General features: G+C 72.3%; 13 protein-coding genes and 1 pseudogene. 3 read left to right on the forward strand and 11 right to left on the reverse strand.

Going from position 1 to position 18,585, the window contains the following annotated elements; all coding sequences use genetic code 11:
• The first annotated feature begins 51 nt into the window (after positions 1 to 51).
• Positions 52 to 282, forward strand: coding sequence for a DUF7455 domain-containing protein (locus ACOBQU_RS10000; protein WP_423625906.1), 231 nt, complete (start codon positions 52 to 54; stop codon positions 280 to 282).
• Positions 283 to 599: 317 nt separating this feature from the next.
• On the opposite strand, the gene ACOBQU_RS10005 is transcribed toward ACOBQU_RS10000, so the two are convergent.
• From ACOBQU_RS10005 to ACOBQU_RS10040, 8 genes are all read right to left on the reverse strand, one after another.
• The gene (locus tag ACOBQU_RS10005; RefSeq protein WP_423625908.1) at positions 600 to 1,430 is read right to left on the reverse strand and encodes a serine protease; all 831 of its coding nucleotides are present in this window, start codon (positions 1,428 to 1,430) and stop codon (positions 600 to 602) included.
• Between the two features lie 228 nt (positions 1,431 to 1,658).
• Positions 1,659 to 3,200: an RNA polymerase sigma factor gene (locus ACOBQU_RS10010; protein ID WP_423625910.1), complete on the reverse strand. Its 1,542-nt coding sequence runs from the start codon at positions 3,198 to 3,200 to the stop codon at positions 1,659 to 1,661.
• Between the two features lie 743 nt (positions 3,201 to 3,943).
• Complete coding sequence (locus ACOBQU_RS10015) at positions 3,944 to 4,828, reverse strand: FadR/GntR family transcriptional regulator (protein WP_423625912.1); 885 nt, start codon at positions 4,826 to 4,828, stop codon at positions 3,944 to 3,946.
• A gap of 218 nt (positions 4,829 to 5,046) precedes the next feature.
• Entirely contained in the window at positions 5,047 to 7,068 is a 2,022-nt protein-coding gene (locus ACOBQU_RS10020; RefSeq protein ID WP_423625914.1) for an ATP-binding cassette domain-containing protein, read from the reverse strand.
• A 450-nt stretch (positions 7,069 to 7,518) separates the two neighbouring features.
• On the reverse strand, positions 7,519 to 8,280 hold the full coding sequence (locus ACOBQU_RS10025; RefSeq protein ID WP_384795701.1) for an NUDIX hydrolase: 762 nt from the start codon (positions 8,278 to 8,280) through the stop codon (positions 7,519 to 7,521).
• 119 nt (positions 8,281 to 8,399) lie between these two features.
• Positions 8,400 to 10,322 (reverse strand): glycogen debranching N-terminal domain-containing protein, encoded by a 1,923-nt coding sequence (locus ACOBQU_RS10030; RefSeq protein WP_423625917.1) that lies wholly within the window; start codon positions 10,320 to 10,322, stop codon positions 8,400 to 8,402.
• A 392-nt stretch (positions 10,323 to 10,714) separates the two neighbouring features.
• On the reverse strand, positions 10,715 to 12,025 hold the full coding sequence (locus ACOBQU_RS10035) for a DUF4192 domain-containing protein (RefSeq protein ID WP_423625919.1): 1,311 nt from the start codon (positions 12,023 to 12,025) through the stop codon (positions 10,715 to 10,717).
• The gene (locus tag ACOBQU_RS10040; RefSeq protein WP_423625921.1) at positions 12,025 to 12,360 is read right to left on the reverse strand and encodes a DUF4192 family protein; all 336 of its coding nucleotides are present in this window, start codon (positions 12,358 to 12,360) and stop codon (positions 12,025 to 12,027) included. The genes ACOBQU_RS10035 and ACOBQU_RS10040 overlap by 1 nt, the downstream gene beginning before the upstream one ends.
• Before the next feature lie 133 nt (positions 12,361 to 12,493).
• Between ACOBQU_RS10040 and ACOBQU_RS10045 the strand changes: the two genes are divergently transcribed.
• The gene (locus ACOBQU_RS10045; protein ID WP_423625922.1) at positions 12,494 to 14,683 is read left to right on the forward strand and encodes a RecQ family ATP-dependent DNA helicase; all 2,190 of its coding nucleotides are present in this window, start codon (positions 12,494 to 12,496) and stop codon (positions 14,681 to 14,683) included.
• Between the two features lie 214 nt (positions 14,684 to 14,897).
• Positions 14,898 to 15,533, forward strand: coding sequence for a hypothetical protein (locus tag ACOBQU_RS10050; protein ID WP_423625924.1), 636 nt, complete (start codon positions 14,898 to 14,900; stop codon positions 15,531 to 15,533).
• 644 nt (positions 15,534 to 16,177) lie between these two features.
• Here the strand turns inward: ACOBQU_RS10050 and ACOBQU_RS10055 are convergent.
• The 3 genes and pseudogenes from ACOBQU_RS10055 to ACOBQU_RS10065 form a co-directional block, all read right to left on the reverse strand.
• Positions 16,178 to 16,846 carry a hypothetical protein gene (locus ACOBQU_RS10055; protein ID WP_423625926.1) on the reverse strand — a complete coding sequence of 223 codons (669 nt, stop codon included), beginning with the start codon at positions 16,844 to 16,846 and terminating at the stop codon, positions 16,178 to 16,180.
• Between the two features lie 77 nt (positions 16,847 to 16,923).
• A pseudogene (locus tag ACOBQU_RS10060) lies at positions 16,924 to 17,624 on the reverse strand (ribonuclease HII).
• A gap of 322 nt (positions 17,625 to 17,946) precedes the next feature.
• The gene (locus ACOBQU_RS10065) at positions 17,947 to 18,561 is read right to left on the reverse strand and encodes a TetR/AcrR family transcriptional regulator (protein WP_423625928.1); all 615 of its coding nucleotides are present in this window, start codon (positions 18,559 to 18,561) and stop codon (positions 17,947 to 17,949) included.
• Between the last annotated feature and the right edge of the window lie 24 nt (positions 18,562 to 18,585).

Below are 18,585 nucleotides of genomic sequence, written 5' to 3' on the forward strand. Positions count from 1 at the left end.
GTTGGATGTTGACCCTGGTACGACAGCTCGTCGAGCTAGAGAAGAGGCGACGTGACTACTGTTCTGACCCCCGCGAGCCCCCTGACGGCCGCTGACCGCTGCGACCGCTGCGGCGCCCAGGCATACCTGCGCGTCGTGCTGCTCAGCGGCGGTGAACTGCTCTTCTGCGCCCACCATGGCCGCAAGTTCGAGCCGGAACTCAAGAAGATCGCCGCCGAGATACAGGACGAGACGGAGCGCCTGACGGCCGTTCCGGCCAGCGCGTCCGAAGACGAACGCTGAGGCCGCGCACCACGACGAGCGAGCGCCGGACCACCAGACCGGCGACCGGGCGGCTGTCCCTGCACCCCAGGGGCAGCCGCCCGGTCTCATTTCCGCGTGCCGCGACCGCGCGCGTCTCCGGAGGTCACGTCCCCGGGAGTCACGTCCCCTGGGGGCATCCGACAGCCACGGGACCGCGGCCGCCAACGCCCCCCTGGGGGCACGCCAGGCCCCCGCGCACGGCGCTCCTGCGGGGCCGCTCGGGCCTGCTGGTCACCCGGCGCAGCTCCCGGGCAAACCAGCGGCGGAGCAGCCCTGACGCCCTCCCCTAGGCCCTCTCAGCCGGACCACTTCGTCACCCGGATCACGTCCGAGATCCGCGTGTAGACCCCCGGGCTGCCCGCCCTGCCGCAGCCGCTGCCCCACGACACCAGCCCGATGAGCCGCCCACGCGCCACCAGTGGCCCGCCGCTGTCGCCCTGGCAGGCGTCCCGTCCGCCCTCCAGTTCGCCCGCGCAGAGCATGGACGAGGCGACGTACGTCCCGGCCGAGCTGCCCTGGTACGCCTTTTGACAGACCGCGTCCGACAGGACCGTCACCTGCGCCGAGCGCAGTGTCTGGGCGTAATCACCCCTCCCCGTAGTGTCACCCCAGCCGTAGACGGTGGCCTTCGTGCCGGGTTGGTACGCCGGATCCCCGGCGGCCGCCATGCCCAGGACGTGTCGCTCGGGAAGCGGCTGGGCGAGGGTGAGCACCGCGACGTCACCGGCGTTCGTGCCGCTGTCGTACCCAGGATTGACCCACGACCGGCTGACCGGGATCTCGCGCCCTTCGTCGGAGTTCAGATCACCCCTGCTCACGATGGCCTTCAGGTCGCGCACCTGTGACAGGGGCGTACCGAGGACTTCGCGGCTGAGGCAGTGCGCCGCGGTCAGGACCGTCTTCGGCGCCACGACGACTCCGCCGCAGAACTGGCCGGATCTGATCCCCCCGAATTGGTCACGACTGGAGAGCGCCACGACCCAAGGGCTGTCGGCCACCCGCACGGGCGTGCCTCCGATCACGACGCTGTCGGCCGTCGCGGGCGCCGGGGCGGCCAGGGCCGCCGCCGTGGCGGCGGTGGCCAGCGCCAGCGCTCCCGCCAGCGTTCGGGCGAAGGGACGACGCATACGAGCTCCTCACTCTGGGTTGCGTTCGCGCACTCAGAGTCAACCACTGTGGCGCCGTCCACGCGCCCGCCACACACAGGCATCGGAAAGGCCCGGAGCCTCCAATGGGAGACATCCGGGCCTTTCTGTATGCGCTGTATGCGCTGTCGCGCCGTGCGCCCAGGCATCGTCTGGCGCGGCTCTCAAGCGCTGCTCGTGGGCCGCTGGGCGCGCCGGGAGGGCGAGGACCTAGTCCAGGTAGTCGCGCAGGACCTGCGAGCGCGACGGGTGCCGCAGCTTCGACATGGTCTTCGACTCGATCTGACGGATGCGCTCACGCGTCACGCCGTACACCTTGCCGATCTCGTCGAGGGTCTTCGGCTGACCGTCGGTGAGACCGAAGCGCATGGAGACGACGCCCGCCTCACGCTCGGACAGGGTGTCGAGGACCGAGTGCAGCTGCTCCTGGAGAAGCGTGAAGCTGACGGCGTCGGCCGGGACGACGGCCTCGGAGTCCTCGATGAGGTCACCGAACTCGCTGTCGCCGTCCTCGCCGAGGGGCGTGTGCAGGGAGATGGGCTCGCGGCCGTACTTCTGGACCTCGATGACCTTCTCCGGGGTCATGTCGAGCTCCTTGGCCAGCTCCTCCGGAGTGGGCTCGCGGCCCAGGTCCTGGAGCATCTGGCGCTGCACGCGCGCGAGCTTGTTGATGACCTCGACCATGTGCACCGGGATGCGGATGGTGCGGGCCTGGTCGGCCATCGCTCGGGTGATCGCCTGGCGGATCCACCAGGTGGCGTACGTGGAGAACTTGTAGCCCTTGGTGTAGTCGAACTTCTCGACCGCGCGGATCAGACCGAGGTTGCCCTCCTGGATGAGGTCCAGGAAGAGCATGCCGCGCCCCGTGTAGCGCTTGGCCAGGGAGACCACCAGGCGGAGGTTGGCCTCCAGGAGGTGGTTCTTGGCGCGGCGGCCGTCCTCGGCGATGATCTCCAGCTCGCGCTTGAGCTTGGGGGCGAGCTTGTCGGCGTTGGCCAGCTTGTCCTCGGCGAACAGGCCCGCCTCGATGCGCTTGGCGAGCTCGACCTCCTGCTCGGCGTTGAGCAGGGGGACCTTGCCGATCTGCTTCAGGTAGTCCTTGACCGGGTCGGCGGTGGCGCCGGCCGCGGCGACCTGCTGTGCGGGCGCGTCGTCCTCGTCCTCGTCGGAGAGCACGAAGCCCTGGGCGCCCTCTTCCGCGGGCTCGCCCTCGCCGGGCTTGCCGACGGCGGGCGTCTCCTCGGTGACCTCGTCTTCCAGAAGCTCGCCCGCGTCCTTCTTGGCGGCGGTCTTCTTGGCCGTCGTCTTCTTGGCGGCGGTCTTCTTCGTGACGGCCTTCTTGGCCGTGGTCTTCTTGGCGGCGGCCTTCTTGGCAGCCGTACCGTCCTCGGTGGCCTCGGCGGCCGACTTCGCGGGGGCGGCTGTGGCGGTGGCCGGCTTAGCCGTGGCCGTCTTGGCCGCGACCGTCCTGGTCGCGGTGCGCTTGGCCGGACTCTTCGCTGCGACGCTCTTGCGGGGGCGCTTGGGCTCCGCGGCACTGACCATCAGCGTCACACCCTCTTCCTCGAGGATCTGGTTGAGGCTGCGCAGAACGTTCTTCCACTGAGTGGCCGGGATCTGGTCAGCTTCGAAGGCACGACGCACGTCGTCGCCGGCGATCTGCCCATCAGCCTTTCCCCGCTCGATGAGCGCCATCACAGAGACGGATTCGGCAATCTCCGGCGGGAGCGTACGGGATGTGCTGGCCGACACGAACAACCTCTCGGAACGTTGGAAAACGGCTTCCGGCCCCGTCCACCGTGGATCGGAGCCGACGACCGGCGGCTGGGGATTGGGCCGACGGCGCGGGCGGGACCGTGGAGCTGCACAGCGTCTGGAACGACGGCTGTATTCCCTCCTCGGCTATCACCTCTTAGGTCATCGCGCTGTTCCTAGGAGCGTTACGCCCAATCTACGTGGCCCGAGTCACACCCCGTAAGTGTCCAAAAACGTCCAGATACGGTCAGAAGAGACCGGGGTGCGACGGCCAGCGGAGCGGAACACCGCCCTCCGTCCGGCGGGGCGGCTCCACCGCCATGTGCCTGCGGCCCGGGTCGAACGCGCCCCGGGAAACGTGCCGTACTCCAGGAGAACCGCACTCCGAGCGTGCCGCACTCCAGGGGGACCTGTACAGCCGTGGGCCGGGCCGCACTCCAGGGCCCCGTACAGCCGTGGGCCGGGCAGTCGCGGGCAGGACAGCCGCAGGGCTGAGGGCCGCGCAGCCGCGCACCTGGGGCCGCGCGGGTCGAGGGACTCAAGGCACCGCCCCCGGGGGTGCCGCCCCGGGTGTCGCTCCCGGGCCCGTGGCGCCGGACCCGTCCGGCCCTGTCGGGCCGTGGTGCGGGTCCGGCGGCGCGGGAGGCGTCCACGGGAGTGTGGTGGGGCGTCAGGGGAGGCGGAGCAGCGAAACGATGCTGCGGGGCGCGCACGGCGGTCGTGCCGACGCGGATGGGCGGTCAGTGCTCGCGCGGGGCGGGCACTACGCGCTCCACCTCCGGGTGCACGGTCAGGAGCTGCCGCATGGCGGTCTCCGCTCCGGCGCCGTCCGCGGAGGCGAGTGCTTCGACGATCCGGGAGTGGAGCGCCAGGGAGGCCTCGGAGGGGCGGTCACAGCCGGTGACCGGACCGCCGGACACCTGGAGCGCGGCCGAGACGATCCCGGACAGGTGCTCCAGCATGCGGTTGCCAGCGACCTGGATGAGGAGCGCGTGGAACTCGGCGTCCGCGCGGGAGAACGTGATCGAGTCGCCCTGGCCCATGGCGTGCCCCATGATCTCCACCATGTCGCTCAGGCGCTGCTGCACCTCCTCGCGGCCATGTCCGGCGGCGAGGCGGGCGGCCAGGGGCTCGATGGTCCAGCGCAGCTCGCTGAGCTCGCGGCGCTGGTCGTCGCGCTGCGGGCCGAACGCCCGCCACTCGATGATGTCCGGGTCGAGCAGGTTCCAGTCGCTGACCGGGCGCACGCGCGTACCGACGTTGGGGCGGGCGCTGACGAGGCCCTTGGCCTCCAGGACGCGCAGCGATTCACGGACGACGGTGCGGGAGACCTCGAACCGCTGGCCGATCTCCTCCGGGACGAGGGGGCGGTCGGCGCCCAGGTCTCCGGAGACGATCATCTGGCCGAGCTGCTGGACGAGTTGGCCGTGCAGTCCACGGCCGCGGCTGCCTGCCGCTCGTCGGCCCACGCGGCCGAGGTCCTGGTCGGCGCTGTCCCACGCGGGCGCGACCACGCGGTCGGGCGTCTCTGCGTAGGGGTAGCGGTCGAGTTCGCCTGCCGGACCGGCGAGGCCGGTGTCTGCGGTGCGGGCGGTGGTCATCATGGTGTGCGCAAGGGTACTCACGGATCAGTTGTCGGCCCGGCCCCCAAGTCCCTTGAGGTCTTTGGTGAAAAGCACACGAAAGGGTGATCGCTTACCTCGCTCCAATTGACGCCTTATCGGAAAGAAGTCGCCACCCCATGGAGAGTTGTGCGCAGAACGCGCACCAAGGAGAGACGGGATGCGCTACGGAGTGGGCGATACACGGTCTGCACAGAGGCGCGGGCGGGAGCGGACCCCTGTCAGCGGGCCCTGCTGCGCACCGCCGTGAGCAGGTAAGCGCAGAGCAGTGCGGTCAGCGACAACGTCAGTGCGCCGCCGACAGGTTGGGCCAGCATCCGCAGCCCGGCGGCCAGATAGCGTTCGGCGCCGAACGGCCACTCCACCAGGGTCAGCTCGCGCAGGCGCGTCGGCAGCCCGGCCGCCGACCGCACGGTCGGGCCCTCCAGAGCCTTCTGCACGAGCGGTACGACGACGATGGGCACCGCGAGCACGGCGGCCAGCCCGGCGGTCGTGGACCGGAACACACCCGCGGCGAGCACCCCCGCCCAGGCGCAGGCCACCAGCAGGGAGATCCAACTCGCGCTCAACGTAGGCCAGTCGGCGGGAACTTCCGTGAGTTCTCCGCCGTATACAAGGTGAAGCAGCGCGGCATCGAAGCCCACCGTGAGGGCGGCCAGCAGCAGAGCGGTGGCGGTGGCGACGGCGAGCTTCGCGGCGAGGAGGCCGATGCGGCGGGGCACGGTGCCGCGATCCGTGGCCAGGGCGGGGTAGCGGAACTCCTCTCCGAAGGCGAGCGCGCCGAGCAGTCCCGCCCCAAGGGCGGCGGGTGGCAGGGGAAGTTCGTCGGGCCACGCGGCGAGCAGGCGCGCCTGAGGGGTGTGTCCGGTCCGGGCGAGGAAGACGCTGAGGATCGCGGACGCGGCGAGGACGGCGGCCGCCGTGAGGTATCCGACAGCGACCCCGGTGGCGCGGCGCAGTTCGTAGCGCAGCGGACGCAGAGGTCGGGGTGTGGCGCGGACCGTGATGGGGGGTGGCAATGGGGCGAGGGACGCTGTTGATGCGTATGAGGTGACTGAGGTTAGTGGGGTGACGGGCGTGCTGGCGGGCGCCGCCGCGTCAGTCTCTGGCTGGGGTGCGGAGGCCACTTCTACGGGGCGCGGGTCCTCAGCAAGGGAAAGCGGGCCCCCAGCAGAGGAGTCGGCAGGCCCCTGAGTGCTGCCTTGCTGCTGCGCACCACCTCCAGCGGACTCGCACTGCGCTGCGACCGGCGGCAGTTCAGTGGCCGATGCGCCCTCACGTAGGGACGGCGTTTCGGGCTCAGCGTTGACACCCGCAGAATCGTTCAGCTCCGTCTCAGCATTCGCTGGAGGATCGGTACGGGCAGGCGGCCCCGCATCCCCGATCTCGTCGGCGAGTTGGTGAACGAGGATCCCGTGGCGGAACGCGGTCTCCCCCACCTCCGCGCACGTACTTCCGTACACTGAGAGCCTCGTTCCGCCCTCCTTGGCCACCTCGACGGGCTGGCGGCGCGAACGGGCCTCCTTGGTCAACAGCGCGGCGAGGCGCGCCGCATAGGGGCTGCGCACGGCCACCCGGGGCCTGAGGCGGGTACGGGCGAACTCCGCCGCGCCCTGATCCGCGACCAACCTGCCCGCCTCCAACGTGACGACCCAGTCGGCGGCCCGCGCGGCCTCCTTGGGATCGCCCGTGGAGAACAGGACGGTGCCGCCCCGAGCGGCATGCGCTCGCAGAACGCCGTGCAGCCAGCCGCTCTCCCGTGCCGACAACCCCTCGGTGGGCCCGTCGAGCACGAGTGCGTGCGGATCGGCGAGCAGCGCGCAGGCCAGGCCGAGACGGCGGTCCATGCCCCGCGACAGCGTGCCGAGCCGCTGATCGCGCAGGCTGACCAGTCCCACGGCCTCCAGCACGTCGTCAGCACGGTGTACCGGCACCCCAACCGCCGCACACAGCATCCGCAGATGCCCACGGACCGTACGGGCCGGGTTGCCGGGCACGTCGCCGAACAGAACGCCCACTTCGCGGGACGGATGGGCGACGCGATGCAGTGGGCGGCCTCTGAAGTAGGTGATGCCACGGCCCTGTTGGAGTTCGAGCATCAGCCTGAGCGCCGTCGTCTTGCCCGCGCCCGGGGCGCCGAGCAGCGCGGTGACGCGACCCGGCCGCGCCTCGAAGGACACGTCGTCGACGGCGGGTGGGTGCTCCTTGCGGGGGTTGCTGGTCAGTCCGATGGCCTGGATCATCGCTTCTCTCGCAGGATGTGCGACCGCTCGGCGGCCGGGTTGGGTCCGCCGGATCGGGGACGGACCAGCCCCGTGGGTACCGCAGCAAGATAACGCGACATTTCCGGCTTTTCGCTGACGACATGGGCCGCAGGTGTCATCCGCGGGATCCGGCACGCACAACAGCGCCCGTCGGCCGGGCGCCAGAGGCGCCGGGGGCAGCGGTCCGCGTGCCGCGTTCGGGCACGAGCCTCACGGCGAGGACGTGCGTCAAGCCAGCTGGCGGACGGGCAGGGGCCGAGGCAGGCGTGCGGACAGCCCAGCACGGCTGCACGACAGGGCGACAGGCATGCGTCGCGACATGCGCCCCGCGTCCATCGACACGTTCACGCAGGCGCGCCCTTGGGACGGCGGGACGCGCGCCGGGCGAAGGAGTGTGGTGCCTCCCCGCAGGCCGGGAACGGCGTGGGATCAGACGTCCGGCCGCAGCATCGGCGGGTTGAGGAGCGTCGCTCCACCCGCCCGGAAGAGCTGAGCCGGGCGACCGCCCTGGCGGGTCGTCGTTCCGCCGGTGGGCACGAGGAATCCGGGGGTGCCCGTGACCTTGCGGTGGAAGTTGCGCGGATCGAGCGCCACGCCCCATACGGCCTCGTACACCCGGCGCAGCTCACCGACCGTGAACTCGGGCGGGCAGAACGCCGTGGCCAGAGACGAGTACTCGATCTTCGAACGCGCGCGCTCCACTCCGTCCGCCAGGATCTGCGCGTGGTCGAAGGCCAGCGGTGCCGCCTGCTCGCCCTCTCTCCCATAGCCACCCTGGTGGAGCAGGGCCTCGACCGGGGCCCAGCGCGCGCTGTTCGCGTCGCCGCCCGCCCGCGGCGCGGGCAGATCCGGGGCGAGCGCGAGGTGCGCGACACTGACCACGCGCATCCTCGGGTCACGCTTCGGGTCGCCGTACGTAGCGAGCTGTTCCAGGTGCGCGCCATTGGCCTGAACCGGACTGTCCGGGTCATGGGCGCAGAGCCCCGTCTCCTCACCCAGTTCCCGGGCCGCGGCCGCCGACAGGTCCTCATCGGGCCGCACGAACCCTCCGGGCAGCGCCCAACGCCCCTGGAACGGCGGCTCACCGCGACGTACGGCCAACGCGCACAGGGCGTGGCGGCGCACGGTCAGCACGACCAGATCGACGGTGACAGCGAAGGGCGGGAAGGCCGACGGGTCGTAGGGCGACATGCCGCGATCATAGTCGTCTGCCTGACGATAAACACCTCCTACGGCATTCCCTTCCGGCCCTGTTCCCGCGGAGCCGTCAGTCCGGCCCACCAGGTCCCCCACACCGCCACTGCGCGCCATCACACCCCCAACTGAAGCCCGTCGGCTGCTTCCTCGACCATGGCGAGCCCCAGCCTGCTCACCCGTACCGAGAACGGAGCCCCCGACACCCGCAGGCCCGTCAGCCCGACCTCACCCAGCGGCGCGCTGCGGACCGGCCGCAAGGTCACCGTGCCCGCCGGGGCGTCGGGACGCATACCCGCGAGCCCCGTCAGGAGCTGCACACCCGCCGCCGCGCTGATAGCTGCGGGCCGACAGGCCGCGGGGTGCGGCAGCGGAGCGCCGCCTTCCGACCGCTGCTCGCCCCCGTACATCTCCGGCAGCCTGCACTCGAAGGCCATGGCCGCGGCCAGCGCTCCGCGCAGCAGCGAACCGGCCTCCTTCTCGTAGCCAGCGGCGGCCAGTCCGGAGACGGCGACCGCCGTCTCGTGAACGCGTACGGCTCCCCCGCGGTGCCCAAAGGGGTTGTACGCCGCTTCCTTCGCGCCCAGGCTGCGCAGCCCCCAGCCCGAGTCCATGGCGGGCCCGCCGAGCAGCCTGGCGAGCTGCTCGGTCTGCACCTTGTCCAGCAGTCCGGGGGCGAGCGCGCCGGACCCGAGCAGGCCCGTGTCCAGGAGGTGGGCCGCGCCTCCGGTGAGGAACGGCACGGGTCGGCCGTCGCCGAGGCGGGCCGCCGCCGGTCGGCCGCCGACCCGGTCCGCCAGCCAGAACTCCTCGCGGAACCGGGCGCGCATCCGCCCGGCCCACGCGCGCAGGTCCGCGCCGCCAGCACGCCCGTGGCCGTCGAGCAGATCGGCTCCGAGGAGTGCTGCCCGGTGCGCGTGGGCCTGGATCTCGCAGCGCGCGAGCCCGTCGGAGCGCCGGTCGGGGTGGGGGTCCCGCACGAACTCTCCGTCCTCGACAGCGCCGAGCAGCCAGCGCAGGCACCGCTCCGCCGGGGGCAGCAGTTCCTCGACGTCCTTCTCCGGCGTGCCCCAGCGCCAGGCCTCGGCCAGGAGCGCGGGGAAGAGCAGGGTGGCCTCGATCCCCGTGCAGCTGGGCGGGAGGTGGGGTCCGGCGTCTCGTATCGGTCCCGGGATCATGCCCGTGCGCGGCCCCGCTTCCGTGAGCTGGCCCCGAGCGAGCGTGCGCAGCGTCCCCACCGCGAGCCGCGTGCCGAGCGGCAGCGCCATCCGGGCCGTGGTGAGCGCCTCGGCCGGGGCCAGGCCGCAGCGCCAAGGGGCGCCCGCCGCGACGTACACATCTGCGGGGTGGGCGGGATCGCGCAGCAGCAGTGCTCTCAGATCCGCGACGGACGCGTCGAGCAGGCGCTGCGCCGCAGGGTCGTCGCCCGCGGCGCGGGCCGAGGAGAGCGGGCTGGTCGCCCCGTGCCCCACGGCCCGGACCGGCCCGCCCCCGTCGGGGCGCACCCGCAGCTCCACGCTCTGGGTGCCGCCCGGCGCCAGGTGCAGCTCCCAGCGCAGCAGCCCCGCTGAGGCCAGCGCGTCCTTGGGCGCTGGGACGGCCGTGACCATGCAGTGACCCGTCCCTGAGGACCAGCGCATCCCGGAGTCGTGGACGCTGGCGGGCAGTTCGGGTCCTGCCCTGCCGGACGCGACCGCGCCGAGTTCCGCCAGGTCCGTGCCCAGGGACACTTCGATGGGCAGGCGCAGAGGGCGGCTGGCCGCGCTGCGCAGCGTGATCCGTTCCGTTCCGTCGGCGTGGCGGGTCCGCTCGACCACGACGTCCGGGTCCGGTCCCCCGTCGGCTGAGGGAAGGACGGTCGCCACGAAGCGGGCGCTGTCCGCCGAGAGCATCCGGGCCTGCACGGCGACCGGCTCGCGCCCGGCCACGCGCACCTGGCACCGGGACAAGAGCCGACGCCCCGCGCGGTAGAACCCTTCGAGTCCCTGGCCGTTCATCTGCCCCTGGTCCGTGGAGACCGCCAGTGCGGGCAGGGCCACGCAGATCAGGGACGTGTGCGCAGGGGCAGCACCGCCGGGCCGCGCCCTGGGGGCGGCGGGGGCTTGGCGCCGGGTGGCCGTCTGGAGGCCGAGAGGGGTGGACGGAGGCCGTCGGGCTCCGTGCTGTCGGCTCGCTCGGATCTGCGGGAGACGGGAGACGAGGCGGGAACGGACATGGGACAGCCTCTTCTGCGGTGTCTGCGCTACGGAGACTCGATCACGGAACGGCGGCACGCCCCGGACAGGGATACCGCCACTCAGGTGAACGGCGCTGGGTCGCCCCAAGTCACGCACGGACTCCAGGAAGCCGCCCATCTGGCGGCGTACTCTCCGGGCGATCGCCGCCGCGCGTGCTGGCACCGGCCAGGTCAGCCGGTGCCTGGCACGCCTGGTCACCGGCCGTTCCTGGCGCTGCGCCGGAGGGTGCGGCGGCGGTTCTGCGGTCCCGTGCCCGCCCGGTCGACGGCTCCTCGGCCGGGGCCCCTTCCCGCGGCGCCCGTAGCGCGGGAGTCCCGGGCTGCGGGCCGGGGAGAGCGGCGGTGCCCGCGCGGCGCGGGGCCGCCCCCGGCGCCCGTCACGGAGTCGCCGCCGCCCGCGGACCCGGCAGCGACGACGGCGACCTCGTCCTGGGCCCCACCCACGGATCCGCCGCCGGTTGCGGCAGTTCCGCCGCTTTCCGCGATCCCGTCGCCTTCGGCGCCCCTACCGGCGGCAGCGGCAGCGCCGCTCACGCGGTCATCGGCCTCCGCCTGTTCCGGCGAGTCGCCGAACGAGTCCGCGTCCATGGCCCACGCATCCGGCGCCTCGGCCTTCAGGCCCGCTCGCGCCTCGGCCCCTGCCTCCGCGTTGTGCGCGACAGCGGACTTGAGGACGCGCTGATCGCGGCGCGCGTTCGCGGCCTCCCGCTGAGCCCGCTCTCCGCGCAGGATGCGGCGGATCGGCTCCGGGTCTCCGTCCGCGCTGCACACAGGGTGCAGCAGGAGCGCGAAGGCGTAGCGAGGGTCGGCGATCAGGGCCATGGTCAGGGCTTCCTGGCCTTCGGCGAGATCTCCGAGCGACCAGGCCACCCAGCCCGCGAGCGTCAGGGGCGCGGCGGCGTGCTCCCGGAAGGCGCCGACGCACCGACGGGCCAGCGCCCGCCACAGCCGGAGTGCGCAAGCCGCCTCGTCGCCCTCCATCCACTCCGCCGCCCGGTCGCGCGTCGAGCGGTCCTGGAGGCCGAGGATCAGGGCGGCGGCCTCATCGTGGCTGATCAGCGCGTCGTCCTGAAGGTCCGCTTCCAGCGGGTCGAGGATCGGTGGGGCGGTGGCGAAGCGCGCCATGAGCCGGTCCGCCAGGTCCAGGGTCTCGGTCGCGACCTCGCCATGGTCCGCCTCGGACAGGATCCTCGGCACGAGCGTGAAGCTCACGGCGTGCAGCATCTGCTCCTGCTCCGCCGCGGCAGCGGTCCGCCATGGTGCGAGCCGCGCCCTGATCTGCCCCTGGGCCGGTCCCACCTGGTACCCGGCGTACACGGTGGCCGCCGCCAGGACCGAGGTGCCCGCCGGGAGCAGGGGGACGCCTTCGGGCGGGCAGCAGCGCTGGTTCGGGCAGCAGTAGGTCCAGAAGTGGCCGTCGGAGATGCAGACGACTTCGAGGACCGGGACGTCGAGGCTGCCGCACGCCGTGCGCAGTTCCTGGGCCAGGGGCTTGAGGCGCGCCATCACCTGCCGCCCGGAGGTGTCCCCGCGGACCCTCCCGGCTCCTGGCAGAGGAAGGCGACGACCCCGTCGGGCCGGGCCTCGCGCTGCTGGCAGCCGCTCACCAGGCACTGCGCCAGTTCCTTCGCGACGGACTGCCAGTCGTCGGCACGCTCCGGGATGCCGATGCGCACACGCCCGCCGAAGCGGCCACGCGGGCCGTGCAGGGCGATGAGGACGATGCTGTCCTCGGGCGTGAATCCGAGCAAGTACGGCAAGGCGTCGGCCAGTTCGGCGGGCGTGCGGAGGGTGACGACGGACTCGGGGGCCTCGTCGGCCCGTTCGCTGTGATTCGTCATACGCCGACTCTGCACCGGATTCCTTTGTTCCGGTTGAGCCTGTGGATAACCCTGATCAGGGGCACATCAAGGGTTATCCACAGACTGGCGGACCCGTTGGCCGAATGTCGGACCCATCGGGTTGCATGGAGCCATGAGCAACGAAGACCTGCGCACAGCGGCCGATGCCGTCCTCGCCCGCCTCGTCGGCAGCCCCTCCGCCGCATCCGCCGGTAAGCCCTCGCCGGAGGGCCCGCGGCTGCGCGAGGACCAGTGGCGCGCGATCGAGGCGCTCGTCGCCGAGAAGCGCCGGGCCCTGGTCGTGCAGCGCACGGGGTGGGGCAAGTCCGCGGTGTACTTCGTGGCGACAGCGCTGCTGCGGGAGAGAGGCAGCGGGCCGACAGTGATCGTCTCTCCGCTGCTCGCGCTCATGCGCAACCAGGTGGAGTCGGCCGCGCGCGCCGGTATCCACGCCCGGACGATCAACTCGTCCAACACGGAGGAGTGGGAGACGATCCAGGCGGAGGTGGCCGCGGGCGAGGTGGACGTGCTGCTGGTCAGCCCGGAGCGGCTCAACAATCCGGACTTCCGTGATCAGGTCCTGCCCAAGCTCGCCGCGGCGACGGGCCTCCTCGTCGTCGATGAGGCGCACTGCATCTCCGACTGGGGGCATGACTTCCGGCCCGACTACCGCCGTCTGCGCACGATGCTGGCCGAGCTCCCGCCGGGCGTCCCGGTCCTGGCCACGACGGCCACGGCCAACGCGCGCGTGACGGCGGACGTCGCCGACCAGCTCGGCACCGGCGGCGGGTCGGACGCCCTGGTCCTGAGGGGGCCGCTGGACCGCGAGAGCCTCAGTCTCGGCGTGCTCCAACTGCCCAATGCCGCACACCGGTTGGCGTGGCTGGCGGACCACCTCAACGATCTTCCGGGCTCTGGGATCATCTACACCCTCACGGTCGCCGCCGCCGAGGAGGTCACCGCCTACCTGCGCCAGCGCGGCCACACGGTGGCCTCATACACCGGGCGGACCGAGAACGCGGACCGCCAGCAGGCGGAGGAGGACCTGCTCGCCAACCGCGTGAAGGCGCTGGTGGCCACGTCCGCGCTCGGCATGGGCTTCGACAAGCCGGACCTGGGCTTCGTCGTCCACCTCGGCTCCCCTTCGTCACCGATCGCCTACTACCAGCAGGTGGGCCGCGCCGGTCGTGGAGTGGCCCATGCCGAGGTCCTGCTCCTGCCCGGCAAGGAGGACGCGGCGATCTGGGACTACTTCGCCTCACTCGCCTTCCCGCCCGAGGAGCAGGTGCGCCGCACGCTGAACGTTCTGGCGGAGGCGGACCGGCCGTTGTCGCTCCCCGCGCTGGAGCCGCTCGTGGAGCTGCGCCGCTCGCGGCTCGAAACGATGCTCAAGGTGCTCGATGTCGACGGAGCGGTCCGGCGCGTGCAGGGCGGGTGGATCGCCACGGGCATGCCCTGGACGTATGACACCGAGCGCTATCAGTGGGTCGCCAAGCAGCGGCAGACGGAGCAGCAGGCGATGCGGGAGTACGCCGCCACGACCGGCTGCCGCATGGAGTTCCTGCGCCGCCAGCTCGACGACGAACAGGCCGCGCCGTGTGGGCGGTGCGACAACTGCGCGGGCAGCCGCTTCGACGACGCCGTGTCGTCGACCGCGCTGGAGTCGGCCCGCGGTGAGCTCGCCCGCCCCGGGGTGGACGTCGAGCCGAGGAAGATGTGGCCGACCGGGCTCACGGCCGTGGGCATGCCCCTCAAGGGCCGCATCCCCGCCAGCGAGCAGGCCTCCCCGGGGCGGGCCCTGGGCCGCCTCTCCGACATCGGCTGGGGCAACCGGCTCCGTCCGATGCTCGCGCCCCAGGCGCCGGACGGGCCGGTGCCCGACGATGTCACGAAGGCCGTCGTCGAAGTCCTGTCCGACTGGGCCAAGGGGCCGGGCGGCTGGGCATCGGGCGCCGCTGACGCGGGGCCCCGCCCGGTGGGCGTGGTGACCACGGCCTCCCGTGCCAGGCCCCAGCTCATCCAGTCCCTGGGGGCTCGGATCGCGGAGATCGGGCGCCTGCCGCTGCTCGGCTCGATCGAGTACACCTCCGAGGCCGCGGAGGCACGCGTGCCCCGGAGCAACAGCGCTCAGCGCCTGCGTGCTCTGGACGGCGCGCTCACCCTGTCGCCCGCACTGGCCGAGGCCCTCCAGGAGGCACGGGGCCCCGTCCTGTTGGTGGATGACTTCATGGAGACCGGATGGACACTCGCGGTGGCCGCGCGACTGCTCCGCCGGGCGGGTGCCGAGGGGGTGTTGCCACTGGTCCTGGCCGTGCAAGGGTGACCAGGCATTGATGTGGGTCGGCTTGGGCAGGGATATGCGAGACGTATCACCGGATACCGGCCAGCGGCGTCAATTGCTCGTTGCCGCAAGCCAGTACGACGGGAAGAATTGAAGCGCTCCCGCGCGGCTCCCGTGGTCCGGTAGGGCTGTGTCGCGGTGCGCTCCCCCAGTCCGACCCCGCCCTCAGTAGAGGCGTGTAGCCGAAGGGAGGACCGTGACCTTCGGATTCGCTCCGTCCGCTGCGGCATCGTCGTCGGAACCCCTCTCCGCTGCCGCGATGCCCGATTCCAGCGACCTGCCGACCCGGATGCTGGAGCTGTCAGAGTGGTCAGCCGCCGAGATCCCGTTGCTGAGGAACCCGCGTGAGGTCGTGAGCGGTCTGCACAGCCGCCATCGACCGACCCCCGCCACCGCGGTCGTCGCCGTGCTCGATCCGGAGGAACGCGTGCGAGCCTCCGCGTCGTTCGCGCGGCGGGCGAGCGCGGCGGACGGCTGGGTGTTCCGCAACGCGCTGCTCGCCCAGCTGCGTCGGGTCATCCCGCACGACCTGCGCCGCCGCACGCCGGTGCGCACGGCGGTGCTGCTCTACTGCCGTGAGGGGGACGCGCGTTGGACGCAGGAGGACGGCGCGTGGATGTGGGGGCTGCGGGACGCCTGCACCCTGCACGGGCTGCGCTGCGGCGCCTACATCACGCTGACCCGGGACGGCTGGCAGGTGCTCGGCGAAGGCCGCGGAGGGCGACGGCCGACCGCCTCCTCACAGCCTGAGGGCCTCGGGGACCCCGAGCCGCGGCAGCCCCGCGCCAGCGGAGCGGCATCGGAGGCGCTGCGTCGCGTGGCAGCGCGCTGAGGTGCGCGTCCCGGCGCACTGGCCCGGCTTGGGTGGGCCGACGCGTGCGGGGTGCTGGGCTGGGTGCGTACCGCGTACGACGTGAGCGTGCCGACGCATCACGGATGATGGGCCACGCCAACGGCTGGCGGTGCCAGGGGCAGCCCCTGAAGTGTGACCGTCGAGCCGGGCCCGGCCAGTGCCGTCGAGCGGATCAGCAGCCACTCAGGAGAGGCAGGGCGCTGGGCGCTTCGACCGGCCGCCGTGGCACGTGCCACCAGGCTGGGGTGGAGCCGCCGCCGACGCTCGCGGGGACCGCCTCGTCCGCCTACGCGCCGTCCGCCCTACGCGCCGCGGCCCGTGCACCTCGCGCACACGCGGGTCGACCGACGAGTCATGCCGGGCCGTACGCACGCAAGCCCGACCCCCTGGCAGCGTGAGCCGACCGAGACCGGCACCACGTACGTCACACCTACCGCACGCATCACACCTGCCGCACACGTCACAGCGTGCACCGTGCGCAGCGCCGCGACACCGCAACGCCATGACACGACCGCGACCACGACCGAGCGCGGCGTAGCGCACGGCCGACAGCGCGGCAGCCGCGCCGCCGACGGTAGCGCGACCCATCACGCCGGGCGTGACGCACCCGCCGGGCGGAGGCGTCAGACGCCCGCGCCCAGCATGGCGTTGATGCGCTTCGGATCGCCGCAGACGATCAGCAGCGTCCCGGCACGGGTCAGCGCCGTCGGCAGGGCAGCGACCGCGGTGTCGTCGCCTCCGCCGTTCACGGCCACGACGACCACGGGGCGGGTCGCGGCTCGCGACAGGGCGGCGGCATCGGCGTAGAAGACGTCGTCACCAGCGTCGTGCTGGGTCCAGTAGGCGTCCTCGCCGAAGGACAGCTCGTGCGCGGCCCACGGGTGCGGTTCGCCGGTGGTGATCACCAGGATGTCGCCGGGGGCACGGCCCGAGTCGAGCAGCAGGTCGACGGCTTCCTCGGCGGCGTCCAAGGCGCCTTCAGCGGAAGCCGGGATCAGCTGGATCTGCGGAACCGTGGCGCTGTCGTTGGCGGAAGCTCGGGGTGCGGCCGGGGCGGACGGCCCGGGCGCGGGGGCCTGGGCCTGCGGCCCGGGCTTGGCGGCCGAGTCACGCGCCGCGCGCTGCGCGGGCGGCATCGGCCGTGCGGGACCCGGGCGGCCGGGCCGCGGCGGAGCCGCGGGACGGGGGCCGGGTACGGGGCGAGGGGTCGGCGCGGTACGGCCGTTGGCCGGAGTGGCGCGGGGACCCTGGGCACTCTCGTGAATCTGAGGCTCCTCGGGAATGAGAGGCATGCGTAGTTATTTATCAAACGCCGATGCGACACGCGTCGGCGGGTGGCACATGAGTGCGACCGGAACTGCGGAAAACATCAGAACTCAAAGCCGAGCTGGCCCTCGATTTCCGGAACGTTTCCCTCCGCACAGTTGCGGACTTTCTTGAGGTGCCGCCACTGGGGCAGCGCATCAAGATACGCCCACGAAAGCCGGTGGTACGGAGTGGGCCCCGTTCCGCCAGCGCGGCCTTGTGCACCGGCGACGGATAACCGGCGTTGGCCGCAAAACCGAAGTCTGCATGCTCGATGCCCAGTTCGGCCATCATTTTGTCGCGCTGCACCTTGGCGATCACCGACGCCGCGGCGACGGCCACGCAGGACTGGTCACCCTTGATCACCGTACGTACCCGCCACGGCGCTCCGAGGTAGTCGTGCTTCCCGTCGAGAATGACCGCTTCCGGGCGGACCGGCAGGCCCTCCAGCGCGCGCACGGCGGCGAGCCGCAGCGCGGCAGTCATTCCGAGGTCGTCGATTTCCTCGGGCGAAGCGTGACCCAGCGCGTGCGCCGTGACCCAGCCCGTCAGCTCCTCGGCGAGCTCGGCCCGCCGCTTGGGGCTGATCAGCTTGGAGTCCGTGAGCCCGGTGGGTGGCCTGCGCAGTCCCGTGACCGCCGCGCAGACGGTGACGGGCCCTGCCCACGCCCCACGGCCGACTTCGTCGACACCGGCGACGATCTTCGCTCCAGTGGTGGCGCGCAGGGAGCGCTCGACGGTGTGAGTGGGTGCTTCGTACGGCATGGCGCCAGACAGCGTACGCCGCCGACGACCACTCGCGACACCCCGGATCGCCGCGCCGGGCCAGGTGTGAGCCACGGCTCCGCCCGGCCCGCCTCGGACGGAGCCGCTCCGCGACCTCGGACCCGGCCGTTCCACCGCCCCGGACGAAGCCATTCCGCCGCCTTGGAGGCATCCGTTCCGACACCTCGGAGGCGATCGCTCCGCCGCCCCGGAGGTAACCGTTCCACCGCCCTGGACGGGGACCGCCCTGGACGGGGCACCCCCTCCCGCTACGGCCAGAGCCGCCCCGCGCCAGGCGGTCGCGGTCGCGGCCCCGTCGAGCTCACGGGCGCAGCAGCGGCATCATGACCTGGTCGACGAGGGCGACGAACTCCTCGTCGGACCATTCGCTTCCGCACACCTTGGAGCGGTACATCATCATCGCCGGGATCACATCGCAGACGTACGCGTCCGTAGCCCCGGAGCGCACCTCCCCGCGCTCGATCCCGCGGCGCATCACGCGCCTGATCAACTCCACGCCCGGCTGTATGACGCCTTCGAAGACCACGCCGTGAAAGCGCTCGACGGTTGCCATGTCGCACTCGTGAAGCACGGACATCAGGGCGTAGCCGGGGCGGGACGTCATCGCCTCGCGCATCTGGCGACACAGCTGCAGCAGCTCCTCGCGCACGCTGCCGCAGTCGGGCACCTCGTCGAGCTTGGGCAGGCTGGCCTCCAGGGCGTCGACGACGAGGTCCTCCTTGGAGGGCCAGCGGCGGTACACCGCGGCCTTGCCCGTCTGCGCGCCCGCGGCCACTCCCTCCATCGTCAGCCCGTTCCAGCCGACGGTGCTCAGCTGCTCCAGCGCGGATTCCAGGATCGCGCGCTCCAGCACGGGCCCTCGACGACGCGAGGCGACCGCCTGAGCGGAAGCGGCCGTCCAACGCGAAGTAGCCATCTACATCTCTCCGTTGAGCAATCG

This window comes from Streptomyces sp. G45 (assembly GCF_049542095.1).
Lineage (GTDB): Bacteria > Actinomycetota > Actinomycetes > Streptomycetales > Streptomycetaceae > Streptomyces.